The 14803-nt window shown below is 47.3% G+C and carries 25 protein-coding genes; 14 read left to right on the plus strand and 11 right to left on the minus strand.

All coding sequences use genetic code 11. The annotated features are described in order from the left end of the window. Positions 1 to 33 precede the first annotated feature (33 nt). Complete coding sequence (locus tag EXG77_RS07365) at positions 34 to 612, minus strand: hypothetical protein (RefSeq protein WP_035397151.1); 579 nt, start codon at positions 610 to 612, stop codon at positions 34 to 36. A 117-nt stretch (positions 613 to 729) separates the two neighbouring features. Here EXG77_RS07365 and EXG77_RS07370 point away from each other — a divergent pair, with 117 nt between their 5' ends. From EXG77_RS07370 to EXG77_RS07380, 3 genes are all read left to right on the plus strand, one after another. Then, positions 730 to 2010, plus strand: coding sequence for a right-handed parallel beta-helix repeat-containing protein (locus EXG77_RS07370; protein WP_035397154.1), 1281 nt, complete (start codon positions 730 to 732; stop codon positions 2008 to 2010). A 2-nt stretch (positions 2011 to 2012) separates the two neighbouring features. Then, on the plus strand, positions 2013 to 2231 hold the full coding sequence (locus EXG77_RS07375) for a hypothetical protein (protein WP_035397155.1): 219 nt from the start codon (positions 2013 to 2015) through the stop codon (positions 2229 to 2231). 86 nt (positions 2232 to 2317) lie between these two features. Beyond that, the gene (locus EXG77_RS07380) at positions 2318 to 2731 is read left to right on the plus strand and encodes an SRPBCC family protein (protein WP_035397158.1); all 414 of its coding nucleotides are present in this window, start codon (positions 2318 to 2320) and stop codon (positions 2729 to 2731) included. 79 nt (positions 2732 to 2810) lie between these two features. Here the strand turns inward: EXG77_RS07380 and EXG77_RS07385 are convergent, their stop codons facing one another. From EXG77_RS07385 to EXG77_RS07395, 3 genes are all read right to left on the minus strand, one after another. Beyond that, entirely contained in the window at positions 2811 to 3515 is a 705-nt protein-coding gene (locus EXG77_RS07385; RefSeq protein WP_035397160.1) for an ABC transporter ATP-binding protein, read from the minus strand. A gap of 10 nt (positions 3516 to 3525) precedes the next feature. Continuing rightward, entirely contained in the window at positions 3526 to 4233 is a 708-nt protein-coding gene (locus EXG77_RS07390; protein ID WP_035397162.1) for a hypothetical protein, read from the minus strand. 81 nt (positions 4234 to 4314) lie between these two features. Next, complete coding sequence (locus tag EXG77_RS07395) at positions 4315 to 5034, minus strand: alpha/beta fold hydrolase (RefSeq protein ID WP_035397165.1); 720 nt, start codon at positions 5032 to 5034, stop codon at positions 4315 to 4317. 90 nt (positions 5035 to 5124) lie between these two features. On the opposite strand from EXG77_RS07395, the gene EXG77_RS07400 reads away from it, so the two are divergent. Next, positions 5125 to 5787 carry a Type 1 glutamine amidotransferase-like domain-containing protein gene (locus EXG77_RS07400; protein ID WP_035397168.1) on the plus strand — a complete coding sequence of 221 codons (663 nt, stop codon included), beginning with the start codon at positions 5125 to 5127 and terminating at the stop codon, positions 5785 to 5787. Further along, the gene (locus EXG77_RS07405) at positions 5784 to 6341 is read left to right on the plus strand and encodes a histidine phosphatase family protein (protein ID WP_035397171.1); all 558 of its coding nucleotides are present in this window, start codon (positions 5784 to 5786) and stop codon (positions 6339 to 6341) included. The genes EXG77_RS07400 and EXG77_RS07405 overlap by 4 nt, the downstream gene beginning before the upstream one ends. 5 nt (positions 6342 to 6346) lie before the next feature. Here EXG77_RS07405 and EXG77_RS07410 read toward each other — a convergent pair whose 3' ends face one another. Then, positions 6347 to 6619: a hypothetical protein gene (locus EXG77_RS07410; protein WP_035397172.1), complete on the minus strand. Its 273-nt coding sequence runs from the start codon at positions 6617 to 6619 to the stop codon at positions 6347 to 6349. A 148-nt stretch (positions 6620 to 6767) separates the two neighbouring features. On the opposite strand from EXG77_RS07410, the gene EXG77_RS07415 reads away from it, so the two are divergent. Both EXG77_RS07415 and EXG77_RS07420 read left to right on the plus strand, forming a co-directional pair. Next, the gene (locus EXG77_RS07415) at positions 6768 to 7304 is read left to right on the plus strand and encodes a PadR family transcriptional regulator (RefSeq protein ID WP_029341807.1); all 537 of its coding nucleotides are present in this window, start codon (positions 6768 to 6770) and stop codon (positions 7302 to 7304) included. Between the two features lies 1 nt (position 7305). Further along, on the plus strand, positions 7306 to 7770 hold the full coding sequence (locus tag EXG77_RS07420; protein WP_035397173.1) for a DUF4188 domain-containing protein: 465 nt from the start codon (positions 7306 to 7308) through the stop codon (positions 7768 to 7770). Between the two features lie 35 nt (positions 7771 to 7805). Here the strand turns inward: EXG77_RS07420 and EXG77_RS07425 are convergent, their stop codons facing one another. Further along, a complete protein-coding gene (locus EXG77_RS07425) occupies positions 7806 to 7964 on the minus strand; it encodes a DUF1272 domain-containing protein (protein WP_081637378.1) in 159 nt (52 codons plus the stop codon). 136 nt (positions 7965 to 8100) lie between these two features. Between EXG77_RS07425 and EXG77_RS07430 the strand changes: the two genes are divergently transcribed. From EXG77_RS07430 to EXG77_RS07440, 3 genes are read left to right on the plus strand one after another with little or no spacing between them, the layout of a single operon-like run. Beyond that, entirely contained in the window at positions 8101 to 8526 is a 426-nt protein-coding gene (locus tag EXG77_RS07430) for an Lrp/AsnC family transcriptional regulator (protein ID WP_023468425.1), read from the plus strand. Next, positions 8523 to 9281 carry an aminoglycoside phosphotransferase family protein gene (locus EXG77_RS07435; protein WP_035397174.1) on the plus strand — a complete coding sequence of 253 codons (759 nt, stop codon included), beginning with the start codon at positions 8523 to 8525 and terminating at the stop codon, positions 9279 to 9281. The genes EXG77_RS07430 and EXG77_RS07435 overlap by 4 nt, the downstream gene beginning before the upstream one ends. A gap of 25 nt (positions 9282 to 9306) precedes the next feature. Next, positions 9307 to 9939: a Type 1 glutamine amidotransferase-like domain-containing protein gene (locus tag EXG77_RS07440; protein ID WP_035397178.1), complete on the plus strand. Its 633-nt coding sequence runs from the start codon at positions 9307 to 9309 to the stop codon at positions 9937 to 9939. On the opposite strand, the gene EXG77_RS07445 is transcribed toward EXG77_RS07440, so the two are convergent. Both EXG77_RS07445 and EXG77_RS07450 read right to left on the minus strand, forming a co-directional pair. After that, a complete protein-coding gene (locus tag EXG77_RS07445; RefSeq protein ID WP_035397179.1) occupies positions 9932 to 10390 on the minus strand; it encodes a VOC family protein in 459 nt (152 codons plus the stop codon). The two genes, EXG77_RS07440 and EXG77_RS07445, sit on opposite strands and share 8 nt — an antisense overlap. After that, positions 10387 to 10758, minus strand: a complete 372-nt coding sequence (locus EXG77_RS07450) for a helix-turn-helix domain-containing protein (protein ID WP_035397181.1) — start codon at positions 10756 to 10758, stop codon at positions 10387 to 10389. Before EXG77_RS07450 ends, EXG77_RS07445 begins: the two co-directional genes overlap by 4 nt. 119 nt (positions 10759 to 10877) lie before the next feature. Here EXG77_RS07450 and EXG77_RS07455 point away from each other — a divergent pair, with 119 nt between their 5' ends. The 4 genes from EXG77_RS07455 (at position 10878) to EXG77_RS07470 (ending at position 13828) form a co-directional block, all read left to right on the plus strand. Continuing rightward, positions 10878 to 11558, plus strand: coding sequence for an NAD(P)H-dependent oxidoreductase (locus EXG77_RS07455; protein ID WP_035397182.1), 681 nt, complete (start codon positions 10878 to 10880; stop codon positions 11556 to 11558). A gap of 195 nt (positions 11559 to 11753) precedes the next feature. After that, positions 11754 to 12188 (plus strand): MarR family winged helix-turn-helix transcriptional regulator, encoded by a 435-nt coding sequence (locus tag EXG77_RS07460; protein WP_035397184.1) that lies wholly within the window; start codon positions 11754 to 11756, stop codon positions 12186 to 12188. 59 nt (positions 12189 to 12247) lie between these two features. After that, entirely contained in the window at positions 12248 to 13231 is a 984-nt protein-coding gene (locus EXG77_RS07465) for a ring-cleaving dioxygenase (RefSeq protein ID WP_035397186.1), read from the plus strand. A 54-nt stretch (positions 13232 to 13285) separates the two neighbouring features. Next, positions 13286 to 13828: an NADPH-dependent FMN reductase gene (locus tag EXG77_RS07470; RefSeq protein WP_035397188.1), complete on the plus strand. Its 543-nt coding sequence runs from the start codon at positions 13286 to 13288 to the stop codon at positions 13826 to 13828. 59 nt (positions 13829 to 13887) lie between these two features. Here the strand turns inward: EXG77_RS07470 and EXG77_RS07475 are convergent, their stop codons facing one another. From EXG77_RS07475 to EXG77_RS07480, 3 genes are all read right to left on the minus strand, one after another. Continuing rightward, entirely contained in the window at positions 13888 to 14097 is a 210-nt protein-coding gene (locus EXG77_RS07475) for a hypothetical protein (RefSeq protein ID WP_035397191.1), read from the minus strand. Between the two features lie 77 nt (positions 14098 to 14174). Next, positions 14175 to 14345: a hypothetical protein gene (locus tag EXG77_RS16315; RefSeq protein WP_158024752.1), complete on the minus strand. Its 171-nt coding sequence runs from the start codon at positions 14343 to 14345 to the stop codon at positions 14175 to 14177. Positions 14346 to 14357: 12 nt separating this feature from the next. After that, positions 14358 to 14702 carry a DUF2200 family protein gene (locus tag EXG77_RS07480; protein WP_035397193.1) on the minus strand — a complete coding sequence of 115 codons (345 nt, stop codon included), beginning with the start codon at positions 14700 to 14702 and terminating at the stop codon, positions 14358 to 14360. Between the last annotated feature and the right edge of the window lie 101 nt (positions 14703 to 14803).

A 14803-nucleotide genomic window follows, 5' to 3' on the forward strand; every position in this document is an offset into this window, starting at 1 on the left:
AACGGCGGACTTTTTCTCAGTCCGCCGTTCTCCTTATCGTGATTTCGCCAAATAGATCAAAATCGCGCCTTCTTGTTTTCTGACCTTTAGGTGAGGAGAGGATATCGTGTCGATTGAGCGACCGATGATCGATTCTCCTGTCGTATAGCGTTTGAGGAGTAAGGGATAGAACGAAGCATTCGTCTGTTTTTGATCATTGAATTGACCGCTGTCAGTCTGGACGTTTTGAGGTAAGGTATAGGCCGTTTTCGTCTCAGGAATACCATTCTTCGCATCAAGCGAATAGGTGAAGGCATGCGAATCGTTGAGTAGGTTCAAATCATACGTCAACTGGAACGGCGTGCGATCATATGTACCGGCAGGAATCGATTTGTCGATCAGCACCTCTGGTGGTTCTGTATCGTCAAATTGAATTGCTTTGAGCTGGAGGGGGCGATCGAGTGTACCAGTTAAGAAAAATGTCTGCTGTTGCTGCGACTCGTCCTTCGCGGTAGAAGGTGTGATCGAAAAGGAAGACTTCTTGATCTTGACGGTTTCTTTTGGAAGGACGGTTGCTTCCGTTGTGCAACCAGCAAGCAAGAAGGGAAGGGTGAATAAGAGCGCATATTTCATGACGTGTTCCTCTTTTCCATAGTCATAGTGAATCGGGATAAAATTAAAATATTCAAAAAATTAGAAATGATACCTAGATTATACCAACAATGTTCTCGCTAAATAAAGGAGGAAATCATGAAAGGCAAATGGTTATTAGCAACCGTCCTGCTCGTCGGTTGTGCCTCGACGGGTGAAGAGGCCGAATCGACGGCAAAATCGTTATACGTCGCACCGAACGGCAGTGATAAAAATACCGGTACGTTGAAACAGCCGTTTAAAACAATCCGGCAAGCGACACAAAAAGCGACTGCCGGTACGACGGTTTACTTGCGAAAGGGAACGTATCACGAGACGCTGAACGTCAGACAAAGTGGAACGAAACAACATCCAATCGTCTTTCGGAATTATAAACAAGAACGAGTCGTCTTAAATGGGAAAAACATTAAAGATCGGGATGCAACTTTACCGATCGTTCAGGTGAAAAATCGAAAATATGTGACAATCCAAGGACTGACGATCGAAGCCGTTCAGTCGAAACGAACGGACGCGACACCGATCGGCATTTTGGTCACAGGATCAGGATCCCACATCACGTTGAAGGATAATACGGTTCGCGACATCAAGACGCTCGCGAGGGACGGGAATGCACACGGCATCGCTGTCTACGGAACGGGAGCGATTCGTCACCTGTCGATCACCGGTAACCGAGTCGAGCAAAATCGTCTCGGTTTCAGCGAAGCCCTCGTCTTAAACGGAAACGTCAAACATTTCCACGTGACGAAGAACGTCGTACGGGATAACGACAACATCGGCATTGATTTGATTGGACATGAAGGGATTGCTCGATCGAAGAAAGACGACTACGTCCGTGAGGGCGTCGTGTCAGAAAATCGTGTTTACCGGACGTCAAGCTACGGCAATCCTGCTTACGGGAAGGAATACAGCGCAGCCGGTATCTATGTCGATGGTGGAAAAAATTTGACGATCGAGAAGAATCTCGTCGAAGAGAGTGATATCGGAATTGAGGTGACGAGTGAACATGCCGGACGGTACGCAGAAGATGTCATCGTCCGCCAGAATGATGTACGGCAAAATGTTTACACCGGGATTTCAATCGGTGGGTATGATACGAAGCGAGGTGGTACAAAACGCGTCCGGATCGAGCAAAATCAGCTGATCGGGAATGATACGAAAAGGCTCGAGGGTGGTCAATTGCTCGTCCAGCATGATGTCCATGACAACAAAATCATCGGGAACACATTCGACGGTTCGTTAAGTGTCGCCCACTACTTCAAAACGAGTTCTGGCAACCAGTTTGAAAAAAATACGTTCAAGCATACGAAACGTTTCATGTGGCGCGACGCCTCCTATAAAACGGAACAAAGCTTCTTGAAAGCGGTCCGAAAGGTGGAATGAGAATGAAGTTATCGGAACGACTCCTCGCTTACTGGATCCGGATTCCGAGACGCTGGCGGCTTGCAGCGTTGACCGCCTGTATGCTAACGATCTGGACAGTGGAAGGCGTTCGGTTTTTAACCAGTCCGGCGTTACGCCTGCCGACCGTTACCGATGCAATCATCTGTCTCGTTCCGGCGATTCTAATGTTCATGGTATGGAAAACAAAGCGTTCAAATTAACACTTGAATTAATCGAAAATAACAAGGAATTCATTTAGTCGTCCTCGAAATAGGGAGGGAACTTCAATTAGTAAGGAGGAAGAAAGATGACGAAACTAACGATTCAAGCCGTGATTGACCGTCCGGTCGAGACCGTGTGGGAGATTTGGAACGCACCGGAAGACATCAAACGCTGGAACGCAGCGTCTGACGATTGGCATACGACAGCGTCAACGAATGATTTGACGGTCGGTGGTCAATTCACGAATCGAATGGAAGCAAAAGACGGTAGCATGGGTTTTGATTTCACGGGTACATATGAGGCGATCGTTCCTTATGAGCGCATTGCGTATGTCCTTGAGGATGGTCGTCAGGTAACGATCGACTTTTCTCGGAACGGGGAACAAACCGAAGTCGTTGAATCATTTGATGCCGAAACGATGAACCCGCCTGAGATGCAACAAGCGGGTTGGCAGGCGATCCTTGATCGGTTCAAGGCGTATGCGGAGTCGAAAAAATAAACATGCAATAAAAACCGTTCAGGACACTTGTGTTCCACTTAGGAAATACGAGTATCCCGAACGGTTTTTTTAGAATCCATTAACCTGCTAATTCCAACATTTGAACGAACGCGACGTCCGGATCCGTCGTCTCGAATCGGTTCAACCAATCCTTGAAGTCACCTTCGTACAAAATACGACCTTGATGGAGAAAGATGACATGGGCATCGGTATGCAATAGATCGTGTAATTGATGGGTCGAGAAGAGGCACGTTTGACCGTTTGCTGTCATCTGCTCGAAGCGTCGCATGATATGAAGCCGTGTTGCCGGGTCGACCCCGCTCGTTGGCTCATCAAAGATGTAGAGTGAACGTGGTACTGTCGTCAACAAGGTGACGAACAACCATTTCTTTTCGCCAGCGGACATCTTACCGATTTTCATCTCCCACAGATGAGCGAATAAATCGAGCTCTCGTGGCTGTTTCAGATGACGCGTATACGTCTCTTGCTTGCGATATGCTTTCAAACGAGCGAGCCGACCGACGAAGACGGCGACATCCTTACCCTTTAGTTCGTCCGAGTAATAGATGAATTGCGTCAAATAGAGTATGTCCGAGATATCAGGTAAGTTCAGTTCTCCGGACGTGATCGGTAAAGCACCAGTCATGCAATCAAACAGTGTCGTTTTCCCGGCACCGTTCATCCCGATCAAGACGTTCAGTTTCCCGGGAACAAGCGAAAAAGAGATATCGTGTAACAGATCAGGTGATTTCGGATAGTTGAAGCGTACGTGTTGAACGTGCATCTGAATCCTCCTATCGGGTCAGTAATGACATGAGATTAAAGCGTTTGACAGAGAATAGACCAAGTAACAGATAAACGACGAGTACGACGGTCAAGATAAGTAACGATGCTCCCGTAACGTGCTCAGAGACGGCGAGACCGAGTGTTTTCATGACATAAAAAGGATTCAAGTAACTGTACCAACGATCCGGTTGGCTATTCGCAAACAAGAACAGGGGATACATGACGATGTTGATCAATGTCGACATACTCGAAATCTTTGCCGGAAGCATCGTCAAGGCGATGCTTGCAAAAGCAAGCGGGATGCTGAGCAACAAGACGAGATAAGCAAGTAACAACGTCAAAGGTGAGAAGAAGCTGAATACGAGCATCAGGATCGTCGTAAAGACCGTTAAACTAACGGTTGCGAACACGAGCTGAACGAGTACGAGTGCGAGAATACAACCGATCTTACTACCGGAAATCATGATATACGTCTTCATCAAACCATGCTCCCGCATCCGGGCAAGTTGGAGACCGATGCCATTCACGTAAATCGAGAGCAAGATATAGCCCCAAAAGAGCGCGAGGAATGAGAGGAAACTGTTCTCGGTGAAGTCGAGGCGTGACCCGAAGACAAAGGCGAGAATCAACGGGAAAATCAACGACCAAAAGACCGGAATCTTATCCGTCAGCATGATTTTTAAGTAGAGTATGAAGTAGCTAGGAATCGAATACATATGTGCCTCCAATCAGTGTGTCGAATCAAGCTTATATTAAGTATACGTTTGGAAATGGGAAATAGTTCCTTTGAAAAGAGCTTAAGAATCACCTGAAATCAAACGATGTAACGCATCGACAACAATATGGGGGGCATCCTGTTGAATGAAGTGCCGGCTGTTTGGAACTTCGATCAACAAGCCTTGAATCGACTGTGCAGCAGTTTGTCGTTGCAATTCGTGCCACAATAGTTGCGCCTCACGCGAATAATGATCCTTTTTACCAGCAGACAGAACAATGACTGGAAATGGGTAGAGGATATCGACGTTCGTCGCTTCAATACTCTCTTTAAAATCTTCGTATGTACATTCGAGCGTGAATTGTTTTTTGTAAATGGATTGGAACGTGTTTGGCATCACTGGTAAGAAGCGTTGAATATAGGACTCTGGTGTTGCATCAATGAGCAATAGCCCATTTATTTCACTTGGATATTGCGATGCAAATTGTCGAACTAACGTGCCGCCATAGGAATGACCAACAAGAATGAATGGTGGTTTGAGAGATAAGGTATGAATCAAACGGCGAAGGCGATTCACGCTCTGTCGACTAGTCTCGGAATCATAGGGCATACTGCCACCGATGTTCGTACGGTCATACATCAAGATCGTTCCAAGTCCTTCAACTTGATTCATGATTGGTTGCCAAGTTGAAAGATCTTGTCCATATCCATTTTCAAAGATAAACGTCGGTTGATTGGAAGTTCCGAGAATCAGACGATAGTGTAACGTCGTTTCAGGTAACGTCATTAAATCGAAAGACATATGATTCCTCCTATTCTAGTGGGAATAAAAGTAAGAATACCAGAAACGCACAAATATTGTAAACTGAAGCAAAGGACAGGAGGTATCATGATGGACTATTTATTAACGTCTGGTGGGATACAAAATCCATCGATTCACAACGCGTTACGCGAGATGCTCGGAAAACCGATTGAGGAATGCAATGCCATCGCGATCACGACAGCTTCCTACGCATTAGGCAGAGGAACGGCCCTCGCTGTCAACTTCATTCAAGGAAAAGATGAGGCACCGATGGTCGATTTAGGATGGAAGTCAGTCGGTCTGTTGGAATTATCAGCGGTCTCGGTAATTGATCCAACTATTTGGCAACCAGCGGTCGAACAAGCGGATGTCATTCTCGTTAATGGTGGTGATCCACTCTTTCTACATCACTGGTTCGTCGAATCGGGCTTCGATCGACTATTACCGCAACTGACCGGTGTTTATGTCGGGATGAGCGCTGGTAGCATGCTCCTTACGCCGCGAATCGGAACAGATTTCGTTGGATGGAAAAAGACGCCGGAGCAATCGGACGCAACATTAGGTCTCGTTGACTTTTCAATTTTCCCACACCTCTATCATCCGCAATTACCAGATAATCACTTACAAGCTGCCAAATCTTGGGCTGAGACATTGACGAATCCGGCGTACGCGATCGACGACGCGACAGCGATCCGTGTTATCGGTTCGAACGTAGACGTGATTTCTGAAGGAAAGTGGGTCCAGTTGCGATGAGGACGCTCTATTTCATTCGCCATTGCGAATCGATCAAAACAGGCAGTGATCGAGGGCGGGGATTAACCGATGCAGGTCAAGAACAAGCGCAGGAACTCGTAGCGTTCTTTGAAGCGCTGCCGATTGACGCCATCTACTCGAGTCCGATGCAACGAGCGATGGACTCCGTTCGCCCACTTGCTGAGCAACGAGGTTTGCCGATCTACAAGGCAGCGTTTCAGGAACGGTGTTTTCAGGAAACAGACGAACGTTTATCACCTGAACGGCTAGAAGAACTGTTGAAGCGATCATTCCAAAATGATGATTACGCGCAAAAAGGTGGAGAGTCGAATCAAATAGCACGCAATCGTGCTCTAGTAGCCATCGATCAGCTACGTAAAACCCACCCGCACCACCGATTGGTCGTCGCGACGCATGGTCTCGTGTTGGCGTTAGTGCTCGAACACTACACTGGACGACCGGCAAATGAGTGGCTGGGCGCGATGGGGAGTCCAGCAATCCATCAGCTGACGTTCGATGCAGACGGGAAAACGTCTCATGAACAACTCTTGTAAAATGATTAAATCTGCCCGCTGAAGATGAAACCGAGAAAGAGCAGTAGTAACACACCAAGTGGAACGGCACAGGCGAGACTGACGTATTTGAGAATTCCCGGTTCGCGTCGTTTGATGGCGACGATCCCGAGTCCGATTCCAAACAGATAAATGACAAGTCCGATCGGTATCGTAAGCATCGAGTTTGGTCCGAACGACCAGTTGAGCGGCGGGAAAATCATAGAGGCGATGAGCAGACCGAGCAAACTAAAGAAGAGAGAAGCTTTAGCGTATGTCATATGTGAACTCCTTTTTAATTAAGTATGTAAACAAGAATTCGAATTTAAAACGAGAATTCCTGCTTCATCCAGTAAATTTCCTGTTTGGCATTTGAATGAACGGGAACTATATCTAAAAGATAGTATCTTTTAGATATAGGAGGGACCGATGCCAAAAGAAAACATGACCCGTTATGCGATTCTCGGACTTCTTGCAAGTGGATGTACGTCTGGTTATGAGATGAAACATACGATCGACACGAGCTTGAATCACTTTTGGAAAATCAGCTTCGGACAAGTCTATCCAACGCTGAAACGGTTAGAGGCGGAAGGATTGATCGTTGAAGAGGTCACGGATGGGGAACGGAAACAATTCGCTCTGACGAAAAACGGGCATGCGGAGCTCGAGCGGTGGGTCGCTGAACCGTCCGTCGAATTGCCCGTGCAACGGAACGACCTGTTGTTGAAGCTGTACTTCGCTCGACATGCTTCAAAAGAGGTCACCTTGCAGAAAATTCAGGAGCACGCGCGATTGCTCGAAGAACGGCTTGAGACGTATCAAGCGATCGATGCGATGATTCGTTCTTATCCGGACTCGAATGATGCCGTCTATTGGTTATTGACGCTTGATTATGGCATTCGGAAGACACGTGCGTTACTCGATTGGTGTGACGCTTCTCTTGAGACCCTTGAAGGAGGAAATTGACATGAAACGGATCATTGCGACTCCGAACAAAGACGTCGTCGTGTTCATCATCGGTTTACGGATCAATCGCTTGCGTTCCGTCCGGCAATGGTTGCCGACGGTCCAGGCGATGGGACCGATGCTACAAGAGTGTTATGCAAACGATGTCGGTCTGATTTCGCATGAGTCACTTGTCGGTTGGCGTTCCGTGACGTTGATTCAATATTGGCGTTCGACGGAAGAATTGATGGCATATGCCCATGGTTCCCGTCATTTGACGGCGTGGAAACGATTCAATCAGAAGGCACGGACATCAGAAGCGGTCGGGATCTTTCATGAGACGTTCGAAGTCAGCAATTATGAGTCGATGTATGTCAATCTTCCAACACGAGGTCTAGCGAAAGCACTCGGGGAGTCGGCGATCAAGCCGTATCAAGAACAAGCAAAAGGGCGCTTAGCCGAGCGGCAATCACAAGAGACGATCTAAATAGACAAAAGACGGGTGCCGAGGCATCCGTCTTTTTAAGTCGCGACTGGTGTGACGGGTTCGAGCATCTCCCCGCAGTTTTGGCAAATATGATCGAGCGTTTTCGTACACGGTTCGCAAAATGTACAAGCGTGCGAGCACTGATAGACCGTCGTTTCAATCGTTTCTTGGCACCGGACACAGGTTGGTTCCATAAGTATCACCTCCTGTTACTAGTATAAGAAAAACATTTTGATGAGCACAGTAGGAGAACATAGAAAAAGGCTATATTTCCCTTTGATTCCATGTTAATTTGAAGAAAGTGGTTTTAATTCGAAGGGAAGATGAAAAATGGACCAAATTGATCAACAGATTGTCCGGATTCTGCAAGACGATGCCCGGATTCCATGGTCGGAACTCGGACGTCAGATCGGATTATCGGCACCTGCCGTCATCGAACGGGTCCGAAAAATGGAGGACGCGGGAATCATCGAAGGGTTCCGTGCTGTCATTAATCCAGAAGCACTCGCGCAAGGGTTACTCGCGATCGTCATGTTCGAAGAGACACGTTGCGCAGGTTTGATTGAATTTTGTAAAGGACATCCAGAAGTCGTCGAGTGTCACCGCTTGACCGGTAGCTATAATTTCATGGTCAAGTTGCAAACAGCGTCCGTTACAACACTGGAGCGTTTCCTCGATGACGCATCGGTCTACGGCAAACCGTCGACCTGGATTCGACTGTCGACGCCAGTGCCGTTCACGGGATATACGGTATGACGGAAGCGACACGTGTACGGATTGAACAACTGACGGGAGATATCGAGCACGTCGAAAAGCTTTGTGAGCAAGGGGGAACTTCGATTGTGTATCGGATTGAAGCAAAGAAAGGGAGTTACTTACTAAAGACTGCTACGAAAGCGAGATACCAAGGATGGCTCGCAGAAGAAGCAATTGTCTTAGACGAATGGATGCAACGAGAACCAGGGTTCCTACCTGAGTACGTTGGTTTTTTTAAGACGGAACAGCAAAGCCATCTCTTGATGCAGTGGCGAGACGGGATGACGTTGACGACAGCCTTAAGACAGGCGACAAGCGAGCAACGGATTCAGCTGTGGCAATCGTTCGGAAGGTATCTTTTCCAGTTTCATCAACGCATGACAGGGGGAACGTCACAGGAGTGGTTAACGGAACGACTTATGACAGCGGAACGTTATGTCGCATCTGCTTGGACGTCCGGTACGTTGGATTTACTGAAACGATTAAAGTCCTCCTGTCCGGAGCCGATAACTGCCAGTTGGATTCATGGAGACTGTACGACGGACAATCTGTTAATCGCGACGGACGGAACGCTGTCGTTCATTGATGTCGGGGCGATGAGACCGGGCGATCGGCGGTATGATATCGCTCTTGCGATCAGTCCAATCATCGATGATCCGCGAGCCCTTGATGCCTTTTACGAAGGCTACCGTCTTGAGCGACTGACTAAACGAGAATTTGATTATTACGAACACGGACTGTATTCCTTTTTCTAAAAAGTCGCTGCAAAGGAGAAAAAAGATGAACCTCATGCTAATCGGAGGCGGTCAACTGGTTGCTCCGTCTCACCAATTCATCAATCGACATGTCGTTCAACTGACGAAACACGCGCCACATATCGTCTTCCTGCCGACGGCAAGTCGAGATGAATCGTTATACCAATACCAATTTCTAGATACATATGAAGCACTTGGAACGATCGTCTCGGTCGTCACGCTATTTGACGACGAACTATCCATGGCGACGCAACGACGATTAATAGAACGTGCCGACATTCTTTATGTCGGCGGTGGCAATTACCCGTTACTCGTTCAGACGCTTGCTTTAAAAGGCATGGATCTATGGCTTGAACAAGCCGTTAAGCGTGGAACGTGGTACGTCGGTGTCAGTGCTGGAGCGATCTATACGATGGAATACGGGATCCGTACGAGTGAGGACGGAACGGACTATTGCCTGGATACGGGGCAAGGCTGGCTGAGCGGTTGTCTCTGTCCTCATTTAAACCAGGAAAAACGGGCAACCCGTTTTCAGGAACACTTGTCTCAAATGGATCACGCGATCGGATTACCTGACGATACGGCGTATATTCTTTCAGGGACAGATCACTATCGATTAGGAGAAGGGCATGCGTTGTATGGACGTTACATTAAGTAAACGTTAGCGTCTCGAATTCTTGGAGTGTCATCTTCTTCGATAGTCGTTTCGGATTCGGTAAGTGACAGATGAATTCTAGACTATTGCCATCCGGATCATTGAAATGCAGTTTGGCATGGGCGTAATTCGTATGTGTCATCACGAAGGGCTCATCTGGTCCAAATCCAAATGCAGCGCGTGGTTCGATTTGACGCTCGCGCAACCAATTCGGAGCATTTCGTAAAAAGTCGATATCGACAGTTAAAGCGATGTGTCGGATGGAAGGATGATACGGTGTGTTCGCATGCTCACTAAGCCAAAGTCCAAGCCAACTTTTTCCGGGTTCAATCCATAAAAATGCGATTCGATCGTCAATGGTATGATCAAAGGTTAATCCGAGTGATTCGTAAAATTCAATCGATCGATGTAAATCAGATACCGGTAGATGCGCTTCATATAGTGAGAACGTCATCGAACGAGTTCTCCTGCAGCACGATGCTCGAGCACGCTTGACATATGATCGGTCGCCCATTGTTTCATCATCAGGACGAGCGGACGAAGTGTCTCACCGAGTGGGGTAAGCGAATACTCGACACGAGGCGGTACTTCTGCGTATGTCACGCGATGGATCAGCCCATCGTGCTCGAGTTCTCGTAATTGTAAGGTCAAGATACGCGGACTGATGGATTCAGAGGTCTTCAACAGTTCTGAAAAGCGAAGCGGACCGTCAAGTAGTTGATAGAGTAAGATGGCTTTCCATTTTCCACCGATCACTTCGACCGTCGCTGCCGTCGCACAAGAATAGGTATTTAGAAACACACAACTGTCTTCGATTGGCATATAGATCGTCTCCTTTAGTTACATGATTGATAGTATGTCACTTCAAAGTGCGTACTTGTCGCTTGCTAGGAAGCGGCATACACTTCAGATGTCACTATCATACGAAATGAGGCTAGAACATGTTAACTAAAACGACTACCGATTTACGAAAACAACAGATTCTCGATGCATTCGCCTTCCGTCACGCGACAAAACGATTTGCGGACAAACAGATTCCGGAAGATGATTTTGCTTTCATCCTCGAAACGGGACGTCTTTCACCGTCATCGTTTGGCTACGAACCGTGGCGTTTTCTTATCATTCAAGATGAGTCACTTCGTGCGCGTCTTGCACCGTTTGCGTGGGGCGCTACCGGACAACTTGAGACAGCGAGCCACTTCGTCATCCTCTTGGCTCGAAATGAACAGGACATGCATTTTGACGCGCCTTACATCAACCATATGATGCAAGATGTGATTGGATTAACGCCTGAAGCACAGAAAGGTCGTCATTCATTTTATCGGCAGTTCCAGGAAGCCGACTTCGATCTTGTGTCATCCAAGCGCGCCATGCGGGATTGGTCGGCAAAACAAACATACATTGCGCTCGGTAACATGATGACCAGTGCGGCACAGATCGGGATTGATTCGTGCCCGATGGAAGGATTCGACCAAAAAGCCGTCGAACAGCTGTTACGTGATGAAGGACACCTGACGGATAATCTGAATGTCGCCGTCATGGTCGCGTTCGGTTACCGAGATGCAGCACCGGCGCATGCGCAAACGCGTCAAGCCATCGCTGATCTCGTTGATTGGGTCTAATATTCAAGCTATTTTAAAAACTATGTGATTCATCCCATCTGAGCCGAAATTTTTCTTCGGCTCAGTTTTTTTTAGTTTGTTACGCATCAAGTTTATATAAATAGTAGCCAAAACAGTTGACGAATAAAAATCAGGGTGGTATATTTATCTCGAATTAAAGATATATGAATTGAAGATAAAAAAGAGGTGAACGAAATGACTCCACCGAATCCGAACTTGAAAGCATTGACGGTCATGGTGCGCGCAGTTGATGCGTTACATGAAGTCATCAAGAAGGATGTTGCGCAATGGGGATTGAACCCGACGGATTTTTCGGTTCTTGAGTTGCTGTTTCACAGGGGCAGGCAACCGATTCAATTGATTGGGAAAAAAGTCTTGATCACGAGCAGTAGCATCACCTATGTCATCGATAAGCTTGAAAAGAAAAATTACGTTGTCCGAAAAGCATGTCCAGAGGATCGGCGTGTGACATTTGCGGAACTGACCTCTGAAGGACACCAACTGATGAAAGCTATTTTTCCAAAGCACGAGCAAGCAATCAATCAAGTATTTCAAGGAATAGCCCCGTCAGAACTCGAAGCATTCATCGAGACAGCCAAAACGATCGGCTATCAAGCAAAAAAACAATAAAAATTTTTTAGGCTGATATCTCGAATTCGAGATAATAACCATTAAAGGAGCGATTTTTCATGAATGAATTAAAAGGAATCCACCACGTGACAGCGATTACGAGCAGTGCCGAGAAAAACTATGACTTCTTTACGAACGTCTTAGGAATGCGATTGGTCAAGAAGACCGTCAATCAGGATGACATCCAGACGTATCACTTATTTTTCGCCGATGATAAAGGATCTGCCGGCACGGATATGACGTTCTTTGATTTCCCTGGTATTCAAAAAGGGTCACACGGAACGAATGAAATCTTTAAGACAGCGTTCCGTGTTCCGACGGATGCCGCACTCGAATACTGGATTAAACGCTTTGACAAATACGACGTCAAGCACCGTGGTATCAAAGAACAATTCGGTAAGCAGACGCTCTCGTTCGTCGATTTCGATGAGCAACAATACATGTTGATCTCTGACGAGCATAATCAAGGTGTCGCTTCCGGCACACCGTGGCAAAACGGTCCGGTACCCCTCGAGTTCGCGATCACGGGACTCGGTCCAATTCACATCCGGATCGCGGAGTTCGACAATTTAAAAGCGGTACTCGAACAAGCGATGTTGATGCGCGAAGTCGATCAAGCTGGTTCCCTGCACTTGTTCGAAATGGGCGAGGGCGGAAACGGTGCCCAAGTCATCGTTGAGCATAACGTCGTTCTACCAAGCGGACGTCAAGGATTCGGAACGGTGCACCACGTCGCCTTCCGTGTTGAAGATACGGCTGCCTTACAGGAATGGATCGAGCGGATGCAACAGCTACGCTTCAACACGTCCGGTTACGTCGATCGCTTCTTCTTCGAGTCACTTTATGCTCGTGTTGCGCGCGGTGTCTTGTTCGAGTGGGCAACAGATGGTCCTGGTTTCATGGGGGATGAGCCATACGAAACGGTCGGGGAGAAATTGTCGTTACCACCGTTCCTCGAGCCGCAACGAGCACAGATCGAACAAATGGTCCGTCCGATCGATACGGTCCGGAGTACGCGCAAGATCGAAAAAGAATACCTTTAAGAGAACGTTACGATAACGTAGCTAACCGCATCTAAATAAGAGGAGGAAATGAAAATGGAGAAATTAAACATTGGTATCATCTTAGGATCCACACGTGAAGGACGTCTCAGCCCACAAGTCGGGAACTGGGTCAAACAACTCGCGGATCAACGGGGGGATGCGAACTATACGATTCTTGATATCGCCGACTACAAATTACCACTCCTAGGTGAAAAGGACGGGGATGCGTCAGGTGCTGCTGATTGGTCGAAGGATGTCGCGGCGCAAGACGGCTTCATCTTCATCGTCCAGGAATACAACCACTCAATCGCAGCGTCACTCAAGAATGCGCTCGATTATTTACGAGTCGAATGGAACAATAAAGCGGCAGGGATCGTCTCTTACGGTTCCGTCGGTGGAGCGCGGGCAGCAGAACACCTGCGCGGTATCCTCGGTGAATTATTGATTGCCGATGTCCGGGTGCATCCGGCGTTATCCTTGTTCACGGATTTCGAGAACGGATCGGTCTTAAAAGCGGCAGCCGTTCAAGAAACATCGGTCAACCAAATGCTCGATCAAGTCATTCCGTGGGCAACGGCGTTAAAAACAATCCGCTAAATCGTGATTGATCAGAAAACCCCCTCATTTCGCTGAAATGAGGGGGTTTTCTATCGTTGTCATGTACAACACGACGTGACGCGGCGCAGATCCATTTCTTGAATGTAAAGCGTGTGTTGGCGGACTTTATAAGGAATGTCAGCCGCTTGAAGACGTTCGAGATAGTGACCCGTCGGAGCGACCGTCCATTTCACATATGTTGTTGCGGCATTCGGTGAAGCAAGACAGATGAGTAGCAAAAGCGGAAGGATCCATTTTCGAATCTTCAATCGTATACCCCCCCTTCATTATTTCAAATACTGTATTATTGATTTTATTGTTTAAATCAAAAACTAAAAATCACGACTCACGTCAACAAAAAATAACTGACCATCAAGCCGACCAACAGACCACTAAAAACAAGTCGATAGACGGGGGAACGATGGGTTCCTTTGTTTCGTTTAACTTGATAGACGATGAAATAGGTCACACTGGTCACCATGACGAGGATCGCCAGTGTGCTGAGTAAAGTAGACATCAGCATTCCTCCTTATCGTAGGATTTTAGATAACGCTTTTCCTTTCTCCAGTTCGTCGACGAGTTTGTCGAGAATCCGGATGTTACGAATGAGCGGATCCGTTAGATGTTCCACACGAATCCCGCAGATGACGCCAGTGACTAAAAAACGACGTTCATTCAGGGCGGGTGCGTGCTCGAAAAAGGCTGCGACGTTTTGGGTTTGTATGGCTTGTTCAAGAGTTGGTTTCGTGTGTCCGGTCAACCAGAACAGCACGTCATCGAGTTCCTCTTGTGTCCGTTGCTTACGTTCGACTTTTTGACGGTATACCTGATACAGCTGCTGCATCGGCATTTGAAATACTTTTTCGTAACTCATCTGAATCGCCTCCTTTCATGGTAACATATGGGAAAAGGTCTTGTGTCACGGATTTCAAGTCGGTTTGGAGGTGAAGGATGAAATGAGATATCGAATCATTG

The sequence above is a fragment of the Exiguobacterium sp. OS-77 genome (assembly GCF_000414195.2).
Lineage (GTDB): Bacteria > Bacillota > Bacilli > Exiguobacteriales > Exiguobacteriaceae > Exiguobacterium_A > Exiguobacterium_A indicum.